The 12206-nt window shown below is 36.2% G+C and carries 10 protein-coding genes; 1 reads left to right on the top strand and 9 read right to left on the bottom strand.

Features of this window, described 5'->3' with window-relative positions; genetic code table 11:
- Positions 1 to 15: 15 nt before the first annotated feature.
- The 5 genes from JM81_RS18505 to JM81_RS04165 form a co-directional block, all read right to left on the bottom strand.
- Positions 16 to 2133 (bottom strand): sensor histidine kinase, encoded by a 2118-nt coding sequence (locus JM81_RS18505; RefSeq protein WP_261374957.1) that lies wholly within the window; start codon positions 2131 to 2133, stop codon positions 16 to 18.
- A gap of 6 nt (positions 2134 to 2139) precedes the next feature.
- Positions 2140 to 4305, bottom strand: coding sequence for an ATP-binding protein (locus tag JM81_RS18580; protein WP_261374956.1), 2166 nt, complete (start codon positions 4303 to 4305; stop codon positions 2140 to 2142).
- The gene (locus tag JM81_RS04175) at positions 4298 to 4645 is read right to left on the bottom strand and encodes a hypothetical protein (RefSeq protein WP_144800803.1); all 348 of its coding nucleotides are present in this window, start codon (positions 4643 to 4645) and stop codon (positions 4298 to 4300) included. The genes JM81_RS18580 and JM81_RS04175 overlap by 8 nt, the downstream gene beginning before the upstream one ends.
- 416 nt (positions 4646 to 5061) lie before the next feature.
- A complete protein-coding gene (locus JM81_RS04170) occupies positions 5062 to 5754 on the bottom strand; it encodes a peptidase E (RefSeq protein WP_144800802.1) in 693 nt (230 codons plus the stop codon).
- Positions 5755 to 5807: 53 nt separating this feature from the next.
- Complete coding sequence (locus JM81_RS04165) at positions 5808 to 7112, bottom strand: DEAD/DEAH box helicase (RefSeq protein ID WP_144800801.1); 1305 nt, start codon at positions 7110 to 7112, stop codon at positions 5808 to 5810.
- 460 nt (positions 7113 to 7572) lie between these two features.
- Here JM81_RS04165 and JM81_RS04160 point away from each other — a divergent pair, with 460 nt between their 5' ends.
- Entirely contained in the window at positions 7573 to 7809 is a 237-nt protein-coding gene (locus JM81_RS04160; protein ID WP_144800800.1) for a hypothetical protein, read from the top strand.
- 183 nt (positions 7810 to 7992) lie between these two features.
- Here the strand turns inward: JM81_RS04160 and JM81_RS04155 are convergent, their stop codons facing one another.
- The 4 genes from JM81_RS04155 to JM81_RS04140 form a co-directional block, all read right to left on the bottom strand.
- Positions 7993 to 9543, bottom strand: coding sequence for an NAD(P)/FAD-dependent oxidoreductase (locus JM81_RS04155; protein ID WP_144800799.1), 1551 nt, complete (start codon positions 9541 to 9543; stop codon positions 7993 to 7995).
- 225 nt (positions 9544 to 9768) lie between these two features.
- Entirely contained in the window at positions 9769 to 10242 is a 474-nt protein-coding gene (locus JM81_RS04150; RefSeq protein ID WP_144800798.1) for a hypothetical protein, read from the bottom strand.
- Between the two features lie 107 nt (positions 10243 to 10349).
- Positions 10350 to 10724: a hypothetical protein gene (locus JM81_RS04145; RefSeq protein WP_144800797.1), complete on the bottom strand. Its 375-nt coding sequence runs from the start codon at positions 10722 to 10724 to the stop codon at positions 10350 to 10352.
- Position 10725: 1 nt separating this feature from the next.
- On the bottom strand, positions 10726 to 12198 hold the full coding sequence (locus JM81_RS04140; protein ID WP_144800796.1) for a potassium/proton antiporter: 1473 nt from the start codon (positions 12196 to 12198) through the stop codon (positions 10726 to 10728).
- Between the last annotated feature and the right edge of the window lie 8 nt (positions 12199 to 12206).

The following is a 12206-nucleotide window of genomic DNA, read 5'->3' as shown; positions in this document are numbered from 1 at the left end:
GGTTTGGTTGTTGGTCTAGTTTGGTAATTCTATAATAAATGTGGTTCCTTTATTTTTTGTTGTTTCCACTTTTAGATTTCCATCATGTCCTTTTGTCACAATATCATAACTCATGCTTAAGCCCAAGCCGGTACCTTGACCAGTTGGTTTAGTGGTAAAAAAAGGTTGGAATATTTTCTCTTTGACTTTTTCAGGAATGCCATCACCATTATCAGAAACACTAATGGTGATATGTTCATCAGACTTTTTGGTACTGACAGTAACTATGGGCTTAAAACTAACATCTCTTTGTTTTTTCTCGTTTACCGCATAAAAAGCGTTGGTAATCAAATTAAGAATTACCCGCCCCATGTCCTGTGGTACAATATTTACTTTTCCAATGTTCTCGTCAAAATCGGTTATGAGTTCGGCATTAAAAGTTTTATCCTTTGCCCGCAGACCATGATAGGCCAAGCGCAAATACTCATCGGCAAGGGCATTGATATCCGTAGGTTCTTTAGTGCCACTGCTACTCCTAGAATGTTGTAGCATTCCTTTTACAATATTGTCCGCACGTTTACCGTGATGGTTTATTTTTTCAAGGTTTTGTTTGATATCCAACGAAATAGCTTTCACTTCTTCAAGATCTCCTTTATCCAATTCCTCGTTCATTTCATCAACAAGTTCGTTGCTTACTTCAGAGAAATTATTGACAAAGTTTAAGGGATTCTGAATCTCATGGGCAATGCCGGCGGTAAGTTCACCAAGGCTTGCCATTTTCTCGGATTGGATGAGTTGTGATTGGGTGGCTTTTAGATCATCTAAAGATTGATTTAATTCTGATGTGCGCTCCTTAACTTGTTGTTCTAAGGTATCTTTTTGTTCAGATAGAATGGATTCTTTTTCTTTGGATAGTTTTTGAACACGTTCTAAATTTAAACGTAAGGATTGACTTCGGATACCAAAGAAATAGCCCAAATATATGGTGATACTTAAAGGTAATAAAATATAGGCAAAAGGAATATAGTAGATTAATTGTGGTAGATCAATATAGCCTAGTTGATGTAAAGTAGCTATAATCCAAAATATTAAATTAAGGACACCCGTTAAAAGAAAAATTAGAGCTCCAATTTTATCAGATTTAAATGAAAGACTACTAACTCGTAGAAATTCAAAAAGTATGATAACTCCAAAAATATGTCCGGTAATTACTGAAGTGACAAAAAACCCTAAAAGGATGAATAGGATACCTATTGCAGTAATACCCCAATAAAAATACCCAATACGTTTATTGAAAATTTTATAGATGCAATAGAGAACAGCTAAGGGATAGAGTACATCAAGAATACCAATAATAAAATCATATTTAAACTCATAAAAGTTAGTTTTATATTCTAACAAAATGGCACCAAGAAAACAAGAGTATAATAGACTGGTTAGTGCAAAATAACCATTGATTTTTTCGCGTTTAAAAAAAATATACAAACAAAGAAAAAGTACAAACATAAATAATACAATACCAAAGACGATATATAAATTGTTGTAATAATTTCTTACCTCTTTACGTGGAGTTACAAGTCTTGGATCGGTGGTTAATATATTATGTAATGAGGTGGCTTGTATGTTAATAAGACCTTCGTTCATATAATATTTAGGATATTTTCGCTGAGAATTTACAAACCTAACAGCCAATAAATGTTCTTTATTTTTTTCTAAAGGCAAGTGAAATACAATATTCCAGGAAAAGATCGTTTCAATTTCTTCTGGATTGGAACTCACTTTACCAAGGGTGCGTATAAGTTTACCATCAAGATAAATTTCAGAAGCACCTACTTGATAAACATATAACACAATAGGATTATTGAACGTGCTGTCTGTTTTAATAAGCTTGCGAAACCATACAATTTCATTGTCGCCACCAATAATTTTATTATTTGGTTTGTTTAAATTTTTACTTGAGATTGTTGTCCAAGATGAATCATCAAATTTGGGGTCAGACCAATTAATATTATCACCCTTTTTATAACTCCAATTAGATTCAAGATATGCCCATCTATTTACTAAGGTGGTATCTGAAATTGTTAATACTTTATCCTGTTGACTAAAAACTGTCAACGAAAGCAGAAAACCAATAATGTATAATATATGTTTCATTATCATTTAAATTAAAGGAAAAATGATTTTAAAAGTGGTTCCTTCACCTTGTTGTGTTGTCACCAGCAATTCACCACCATGCCCCTTAGTAATAATATCGTAGCTCATGCTTAAGCCCAAGCCGGTACCTTGCCCAGTAGGTTTGGTGGTGAAAAAGGGTTGGAATATTTTCTCTTTGACGTTTTTAGGAATGCCATCACCATTATCAGAAACACTAATGGTGATATGTTCATCAGACTTTTTAGTGCTGACAGTAACTATGGGCTTAAAATTAATATCACTTTGTTTTTTCTCGTTTACCGCATAAAAGGCATTGGTAATCAAATTAAGAATTACCCGCCCCATATCTTGTGGTACAATATTTACTTTTCCAATGCTCTCGTCAAAATCGGTTATGAGTTCGGCATTAAATGATTTATCCTTTGCCCGAAGACCATGATAGGCCAAGCGCAAATACTCATCGGCAAGGGCATTGATATCAGTGGGTTCTTTTGTGCCGCTGCTGCTCCTAGAATGTTGTAACATACCTTTTACAATATTGTCCGCACGTTTGCCGTGATGGTTTATTTTTTCAAGGTTTTGTTTGATATCCAATGAAATAGCCTTTACTTCTTCAAGATCTCCTTTATCCAATTCCTCGTTCATTTCATCAATAAGTTCATTGCTTACTTCAGAGAAATTATTGACAAAGTTTAAAGGGTTTTGAATTTCATGGGCAATGCCGGCAGTTAACTCTCCAAGTGAAGCCATTTTCTCGGATTGGATGAGTTGTGATTGGGTGGCTTTTAATTCTTCTAAAGATTGATTTAACTCTGATGTTCTTTCTTTTACTTTTAATTCTAACTTTTCATTTTGTGAAGTAATTAGCGCACTCTTTTCAGCTTCAACCTTTACAAGTTCCATTGCATTTTGAAGCATATCCTCATTTTTCTCTCTCATGCGATAAGCGACAAATGCCAACATGCCTAAAAAGAGAATGGCTTTACCGATCGTATCACTATGAACCATTATTAACCTTAGACTAAAATCATCTTTTATAGAGGATTGTCTTACTAAAAGTCCAAGAAGAGTAATGACATAAGAAAATGTTAAACAATAAAGAAGTATTCTAGCAGATAAAACTTTATTCTTAGACTTTATGGATAGGTAGATTAAGAAAATGCCAATACTAATTTTAAATATAAAATATAGGACATCCCCTATATCGTTAGTTGCAAAGAAGAAAAATAATGGTATTATCAAACTTGCCAAAATAAGCCATTTAGGAACTTTTCCATAATATATTTTATAGGCGAACAAAACGCAGAATAAGTAAAAACATAATTCTAAATAAAATCCGCAATAGGCAAGTATTATCATGTAATGAGAAGGAATTGTAAAGTATAAACTACTACCACCATAGAAAGCTAAGCTAAAATTATCTAATACCATTATAGTAGAAAAAAGAGCGATAAAGAGTAGTTCACTTTCCTCTTTAATGAGGAAATAAAGAAGCCAGAAAAGAATGAAGAAAATGAAAGAACTCAATAAATTAAATAATTGTCTATACCCTATAAAACTCATGTAGTCAAAATAGTCATTGGTAACAAATCTGGTAGAGCCCAAAGGAAGCAATTTAGCAATGCCCCAATAGGTACTATAGTCAACATAATGTATGGCTAATGTATATGTAGTGTCAGGCTCTAAAAAAATAGGAGATCGTATGTCGAAATCTTGAATATGCTCTTTAAACGAGGCTCTGTCATTCCCTTTTTCTCCAAATTGGCGGAACAACTTTCCATTTATATAAATATCCTCTGCTGCATGGTCTTCTTTGTCCAAGTAGAGTGGAAGCTTTGCAAAAGCACTATCAATGGTAAATTGCAATCTGAACCATCCTTCAAATTTTCCGGAACTATCTGCCATATCATTGGTTATCTCAGAAGGATTTAATCGTTCCCAACCCCCTAAATCAATGTCCATAGATGATGCATCTTGGCTATTTCCTGATTTAAAAATCCAACCTGCTTTATTTGTCAACCTTAAACCAAAAATTGAATCTAAATCTGCTTTCGTAAAATGCACGATTGTATCTAGTGCCAATCCATTTTTATCTACCGGGTTTTCTTGCCCACTTGCCGTAAATAGCATACAGAAAAATAGCGTGATGAATAGGAGGGATTGTTTAATCATGTATTCTAAAGTTAATTATGAAAGTGGTGCCTTCACCTTCTTTTGTGGTTTCGTGGAATTCTATACCGTGTGGTTTGCATACCATATCATAGCTCATGCTCACGCCAAAGTTGGATCTATGAATTATAGATTCTGAGGTTGAACCCTGTTCAATGATGCCAGTAAATAAATTGGTAGTAGTAGAACGAATTAAAAATGTTCCATGTAAGAAAGTACCGTTAAAACAAGTGTCATAATTAAAATTAGAAACATAGGTTTTTGCGGAGACATTTAAATAACAGTGTAACCACTTATTATAAAAATCTAATGCCGTAACTTCAATATTCTTGGTCGGTTTCATTACTTGGTCGATACTATATAACTACGGCTATTTAGAAAAATGATGTATATATACTATCAATGGAGTTTTAGGCCATTTCTAAATATTTAAAAACAAAACCGTATTCTAATTGATCAATATAATGACCAATCATAATTTGATTTTCAAAATAAAATTTGGGGAGACTTTGTAGTTGTTTAAATTAAGGAAATTAGCTTTAACTTGTATTAAATCCAGAATAGAATTTACTTAAAGGCTTAACATCCTGATTTTTAATTGAATATTGCCGAATGAATAGGGATGTAGCTGATTTTTTTTAAATACCGCTATAATTTTTTGAGTGAGTAAAGCCATTTGGAATTACTTTTTGGGCAGTAAACAATCTTTAAAACCTTGAAATTTTTATATCTACCTATAAATTCGATATTAAAGTTAGATTAACTGATTATGGAATTTGGTAAGCAATTTTCCACAATTTCACCGTCTTTTAAATACACGTAATAAGAGTGGTTATCTGCATCTAATGAAACGGACGTATGTACTTCTTCGTTAATAAAATGAATAGCAGATCGGTCATCACACGCGTAGCCTTCTGAAAGTTTTCCGGATAGAATGTTTTCATGATAGAGTGGTCGTCTATATTTTTCTGAGTTGTAATGTGGACAGTGGCTTTTATCAATGAATGACATCCCTTTTACAATACTCAATTCCTTAGGTCTGGAATCCGTAGTGCCACCATTGAACCAGCAAAGGGAACCAGCACTCCCGCCACCCATTACTACGCCGTTGTCATAGGCATTTTTAAGTGCAATGTCTATACCTTGGGCTTTCCATATGGCAAGCATATTTAGGGTGTTGCCGCCGCCCACAACAATGGCATCCATATTAGAGATAATTTCCTCGAAACTTTCTTTTTGGTCATAGGAATTGATCCAAACGCTCATGACATGTGGCACTACATTAATCTGGGAACAGACTTCATGAAAAGAATTTATATAATCCCGGTCTTCACCACTAGCTGTTGGTATAAAGCAGAGGTTGGGTCTATCCTTACCGGTTGCCTCTGCCATGTATCTTAAAAAGGGCACGGTATGTCGCCCGCTACCATAAACCAATACCTGTTTCTTCATGCCTTGCCAAAATAAAGGTTAAAGATACAGGATACATCGTATTTTATAAAATGCTATTCAGAACTGCTATTAAAATTTCTAGGTTTTGGTTTATTGGTATTTCTGTTGTTCTTACCTCTAAAATTTGAATTCCCGGATTTTTTTTTATGGTTGTTCTGACCCTTGGAACGGTTGTTGGATCTTGGCTGTCTTTGTGGCCTATCCTCTTTTTCCTCTGGAGAATCATCCATAAAAGGATGCGGACCTAAACGGGGAACTTCTTGTTTGATCAATTTTTCAATATCCCTTAAATAAGGTCTTTCATCTTTATCACAAAAAGAAAGGGCAGTACCGCTTGCATTGGCACGACCTGTTCTACCAATACGGTGTACGTAGGTTTCAGAAACATTGGGTAGGTCATAGTTAATGACCAAGGACAACTCCTCAACATCTATGCCCCTTGCCGCAATATCAGTAGCTACCAATACTTTTAGCTTGCCATCCTTGAAGTCGCCCAAAGCTTTTTGCCTTGCTGTTTGGGACTTGTTGCCATGAATTGCGGCAGAACGAATATCTGCTTGGGCCAATTTTTTGACAATTTTGTTTGCGCCATGTTTTGTGCGCGAAAATACAAGTACCGAATCTTGTGGTTGTTGTTCCAATAAATGCACCAATAATTTAGGTTTGTTGGCTTTTTGGACAAAATATACGCCCTGCTCAACTTTTTCTGCGGTAGCCTGTTCAGGTTTAATCGTCACCCGTTCAAAATCGCCCAACATTTTACGGGATAGCTCCACAATATCTTTTGGCATAGTGGCCGAAAAAAATAGGGATTGCCTTTTTGGAGGCAGTTTGGCTATAATTTTTTTAATATCGTGAATAAAGCCCATATCTAACATCTGGTCGGCTTCGTCCAGAACAACATGCTCCAAATCCCTAAAGGAGATTAAACCTTGGTTCATTAGATCTAACAAACGCCCAGGTGTGGCAATCAATATATCAACTCCGCCCCTTAAGGCGTTAACTTGTTTACCTTGTTTTACTCCACCGAAAATAACGGTATTCCTTAGTCCGGTGTGTTTGCCATAAGCGGTAAAACTTTCACCTATTTGAATGGCAAGTTCACGTGTGGGGGTCACTACCAAAGCTTTTACCTTTCTTTTGGATTGGCTAAGACTAATTCCTTCATAAAGATGATGAAGAATTGGAATGCCAAAAGCAGCCGTTTTTCCTGTACCGGTCTGTGCAACCCCTAAAAGGTCCTTGCCCTTTAGCAATATAGGTATAGATTGTTCTTGAATTGGTGTTGGGTGGGTATATCCTTCAGCTTCCAAGGCTTTAAGGATGGGTTCGGCTAAGCCGAGTTCTTTAAATGTCATAATTTTTAATAAGCCGCAAAGGTACACTTAAATGTGGAAGGAAATGTAAAGTGAGGTTAAAGTACAAAATACAAAGTAAGAAGTATTAAGTATTAAGTAAGAAGTATAAAGTAGTTGAAAGTAAGAATATAGAAAATAGAATAAAGAGAATAGACTTTTTTGATTATTACCTAATCAAGTGTATTTAGCAAAGCTAAATTTTATAACAACCAACATCTATTTTCTCTTCTCTATATTCTATCTTCTTTTATGTACTTGAGTTTGTATTTGAATTTCACCTGTACATCGATTAACGACACTAAATATCGGTAAGCTGAAAGCAGGGCTGATGTCGTTTATCGACAAGATTTTACACTTAGTCCGAATCTATGTCAAGTAACGAGAATTTGGTGTTTTTCAGCGATTCACGACCTAGTAAAACAAGGTCTTGGGCGTTCTATTAGTGTAACAAACGCAAGTCATGAAAACAATAGCAACAATCATCTTCATCATCTTTTTAAGCTTCACTGCCCAAGCTCAAAATTCTACAAAGGAAGTTAAGGTAGCTACTATAGAAATGAGCATTGTAGAAGACATTACAATTACTGAAACTGCTAACAATAAAATGGAGGTTGCGCGTTTGTACAAGTATAAAAATTCAAAAATTAAAAAAGCGTTGAATTTCATCACTAAGGCCAACAAACCAAAAATGGCATAATTTCAGTGTTCAGTTGCCAGTTACAGTTTACAGTATTAAGTACAAAGTGGAAAGGAGAAAATAGAGTAGAGAGGAAAGACTTTTGGTAATGAAAATTTTGCTTTGCAAATTATCATTTTTCAACAAACAACAAACAACAACTCATTTTGAACTTGAACTTGAACTTGAATCTTGCACTTGAACTTACAACCCTGCCATGGCAGCTTCGGCACATCTTTCACCATCCATAGCTGCTGAAACAATACCACCTGCATATCCACCGCCTTCTCCACAAGGAAATAAACCTTTAATGTCCGGATGTTCCAATTGCTCGTTCCTTGGGATGGTTACCGGGGAAGAAGTTCGTGATTCAACCCCAACTATATTAGCTTCATGCGTGTAATAGCCATGCATTTTTTCTCCAAAGGCTTTAAAGCCCTGTCGTAATCTACTACCTATTAATTTGGGCAATAGTGAATGTAATGGTGCAGATTTCAATCCGGGTTGGTAAGAGGTAGGATTCAAATCTTCGGACAAATTTCCGTTTACGAAATCAGTTAAACGTTGTGCCGGTGCGGTCTGCGTTCTTCCACCAGAAGTGTATGCCAACCGCTCCAAATCCTTTTGATATTCCAAACCTTTTAATGCGCCAAATTTTTCATATTTGGGAATATCCGTGTCTACGTTAATTTCTACTACAATACCTGAATTTGCATAAAGGTTATTTCTTTTTGATGGGGACATACCATTGACCACAACTTCGCCTGGTGATGTAGCGGCGGGAACAATAAAGCCACCCGGACACATACAAAAGGAGTAAACGCCTCTGTCCTTAACCTGCTCTACAAGACTATATGACGCTGCGGGCAACAATTCATGTCGTTCACCGGAACAATGGTATTGAATACTGTCAATAATATGTTGCGGGTGCTCTACACGTACACCCATGGCAAAAGATTTTGCTTTTAGGGTAATGTCTTTTTTATGCAATAAAGTAAAAATGTCTCGAGCGGAATGTCCGGTAGCAAGTATTACCCGTTTAACGGACATTTCATCTTTTTCGTTAAGAATAATGGCTTTTAAGGTGTTGTTTTTAATGATAAAATCCGTCACCTTGGTATTAAAGTGAATTTCGCCACCACGATCAATGATCACCTCTCTAATATGCTGTACAATTTTGGGCAATTTGTTCGTGCCAATGTGAGGATGGGCATCTACAAGAATTTGGTCTGTAGCGCCATGGTATACAAGGCTTTCAAAGATGCGACGAACATCTCCCCGTTTTAAACTACGGGTATACAATTTACCGTCAGAATAAGTTCCTGCGCCTCCTTCACCAAAACAATAATTGCTTTCCGGATTTACCTGATGGTCTTGGTTAATGGCTTTTAAATCTCGCCTACGATCTTTAACATTATTTCCCCGTTCCAGTACAATGGGTTTGTACCCCATTTCCAAGCAGCGCAGTGCGGCCCACATTCCTGCAGGACCAAAGCCTATAATATGTATTGGTTTGGCTTTGGAAACATCTTTATAGTCAAAATTTATGGCATCTTTAGGGGCCGGTTCGTTGATATATACGGCCAATTTATAGTTGAAAACAATTTTTGGTTTACGGGCATCTATAGATTTTCTAAGCACCTTGATCTTAAAGGAACCTTCTTCCAGACCTAAATAGTTGGTGGTACGCAATTCCAGACCGTTAGGTGTAGCTTCTTCTTTTAATGATAACCGCAATTGTACATTTCTGACCATGCCGCAAAATTAAATGAAATAAAGCGATCCTATTTCAATAACTTATAAATCCTTTTCAGGAAATTACTGCGTATCCCCAATTTAAACTGTGGTTACAGATTCAAAATGTGTACTAAGCAAATGGCTATAAAAATAATAAGAGAACAGCAGGTACTTGATCTTTTAAATGCTAAATGATATAACCAGGCACCTGCTGTTTTTTGTTTAATGATAAATTACTTAGTTTTAGGCCAACAAGGTCTTGATTCTATTGTTCCATTTTTGAATAGATTGAAATTCACCACTTAATTGAAAATGCGTTTCAGCATTGTAAAATTCCAGCACCTTGTTGCTCTCATTAACATCTTTTGGAAAAAATAATAGGTTTAACCGTTCCGTTATTTTTTCCTTCTTATGATTGTTACGGCCAATATTTGCAATTTCACATGTTAGGATATTGCTTAAATCAATGTATTGTTCTTGAATTATTTCGTTTGTAATTGAAGTAAAAAACACAAACTTGTTCTGTTGATCAATACCTATGGCATAATGGCCAAATAGCTCATATTCTTCTACAATTGCATTATGCTTTTTTGCAACATTTTGTAAGGTTGTATATAATTTTCTTTCCTTTATTTTTCTATTTCCATTGGTTAGAATAAAAGGTATTGCACAGAGTGCAACAGATGTAATGCCAATTACGGCAACTCCTATTTCCATTTTGGTGATTTTTAAAATTGATAAGACTGCTATGTATATAAAGCAATTGATTTGCTTTGTATTAAGGATATAGCCAACATAATCGTATATGTGGCAGGGGAACGGACTTACCAGAAATTATGAAAAGGAAATATAAGATTAGACTTTCTGTGTCTGATCAGTAGGGTAGTATAGTAATTGTTGTACTGCTTAAAACCAGAATAAAAGAAAAGTTCTTGGTTACTGCTTAGCAGGCTAAAACACGACAGCGATAGTTTAAAATCTATGGTAATACTTTCGGTGCTATCGGAAAATGTTATCTGGGGCTGTTGTGCATGCGGGGACAGGGCCCTTGAGGAGGCCTTTAAAATTTGGTTTTGACCTTCATCCTGGACTACATGGATTTCGTTAACGGTGGAAGCATTGTCCACTGCGTTAAACATCCCAAAACTATACGTTAAGAGAAGTGTAAAAACCTTAAGTAATTGACCCACTTTTTTCATGTTATGCGACAACATTTTGGTCGAGAATTTGATTCACTTCTTTCAAGCTATCTTCATTATCCAACAACAATACCAAGATATCGTTTGCCTTAATAACGGTAGCGCCTCCGGGACGTACAAATTTATTGTCCCTTTTGATCATTACAATAAATGCGGACCTTGGGAAATGCAGATCAATAATTCGTTTATCGACCGCAAAACTATTTTCAGGAATAGTCACCTCTTCCATCTCTGACTTGGGGAGGTTTAAAATATACCGATCATTCTCTGTAATTGGCTTCACTTCATCTGGCAAGGCCACATGCAACCATTTTGCGAATATAGAAAGTGTGGTTCCTTGTATAAGAACAGAGGTTACGGAAATAAAGAATACGATGTTAAAGATCATATTTGCTTTATCTATACCGGCCAATAATGGGTAAGTGGCGAACACAATGGGTACGGCACCGCGTAGACCTACCCAAGAAATATAAAACCGTCTACGCATTCTCATCTTAAAAAACATTAAGCTTAGAAATACACTTACGGGGCGCGCCACAACAATCAAGAATACGGAAATAAGGATTCCAAGTCCCATATACGGGATGATTTCTGAGGGAAATACCAAAAGTCCTAATGTAAGGAACAATACAATTTGCATTAGCCAAGCCAAACCATCGAACATTTTTATAATGGTAGATTTATGGATCAAATCCTGATTGCCCAGATACACTGCACAAATATAGATGGCAAGGAAACCATTACCGCCAACGGCGTCCGTGGCAGAAAAGGTAATGAACATTAGCGCTATGACCAACACGGGATACAGACCTTCAAACCCAAGTTTAATCTTGTTGATGATAATCTCGCTCAATTTCCCAAATGCAAATCCGCCAATTCCACCCAAAACCATTTGCTGTAGGAACAAGGGTATAATAGAGAACACACTTAAATCTTGATTGATGACCAAGGTCAAGAAAGCAAGCGTGAGTACATAGGCCATTGGGTCATTACTACCGCTTTCCAACTCCAAGGTGGGCCGTAAGTTGTTTTTAAGGGCTAAATTTTTTGACCTCAATATAGAGAATACCGCCGCCGCATCGGTTGATGAGACTATAGAGCCCAGCAACATACTTTCATAGATGGTGAAATCCGTAATATAGTACACAAAGGTACCTAGGGTAACCGCGGTAAGCAATACCCCCAGGGTAGAAAGTACCAAGCCTTCCTTTAAAATAGGTTTAACCGCTTTCCAGTGGGTATCCAGGCCACCACTAAATAAGATAAAATTAAGCGATACAATACCTATGAACTGTGCAAGTTGTGGATCATTGAACCTAATGCCGCCTATACCGTCCGATCCTGCCAACATACCTATGGCCAAGAAAAGAATAAGGGTAGGCACACCAAACTTATACGAGGTTTTCCCGACTATAATGCTAATAAATAGCAATAAGGAGCCCACCAGTAATATGTTTTCTATGGTTAAGTTCATGCGTTCAA

Source organism: Maribacter sp. MAR_2009_72 (genome assembly GCF_007827235.1).
Taxonomy (GTDB): Bacteria; Bacteroidota; Bacteroidia; order Flavobacteriales; family Flavobacteriaceae; genus Maribacter; species Maribacter sedimenticola.
The sequence above is the reverse complement of the archived record's forward strand: the minus strand, read 5'-3'. Positions and strand labels throughout refer to the sequence as shown.

Coding starts and splice junctions, on each gene's coding strand:
- JM81_RS18505 (WP_261374957.1), bottom strand. CDS start 2,133: ATGAAACATATATTATACATTATTGGTTTTCTGCTTTCGTTGACAGTT.
- JM81_RS18580 (WP_261374956.1), bottom strand. CDS start 4,305: ATGATTAAACAATCCCTCCTATTCATCACGCTATTTTTCTGTATGCTA.
- JM81_RS04175 (WP_144800803.1), bottom strand. CDS start 4,645: ATGAAACCGACCAAGAATATTGAAGTTACGGCATTAGATTTTTATAAT.
- JM81_RS04170 (WP_144800802.1), bottom strand. CDS start 5,754: ATGAAGAAACAGGTATTGGTTTATGGTAGCGGGCGACATACCGTGCCC.
- JM81_RS04165 (WP_144800801.1), bottom strand. CDS start 7,112: ATGACATTTAAAGAACTCGGCTTAGCCGAACCCATCCTTAAAGCCTTG.
- JM81_RS04160 (WP_144800800.1), top strand. CDS start 7,573: ATGAAAACAATAGCAACAATCATCTTCATCATCTTTTTAAGCTTCACT.
- JM81_RS04155 (WP_144800799.1), bottom strand. CDS start 9,543: ATGGTCAGAAATGTACAATTGCGGTTATCATTAAAAGAAGAAGCTACA.
- JM81_RS04150 (WP_144800798.1), bottom strand. CDS start 10,242: ATGGAAATAGGAGTTGCCGTAATTGGCATTACATCTGTTGCACTCTGT.
- JM81_RS04145 (WP_144800797.1), bottom strand. CDS start 10,724: ATGAAAAAAGTGGGTCAATTACTTAAGGTTTTTACACTTCTCTTAACG.
- JM81_RS04140 (WP_144800796.1), bottom strand. CDS start 12,198: ATGAACTTAACCATAGAAAACATATTACTGGTGGGCTCCTTATTGCTA.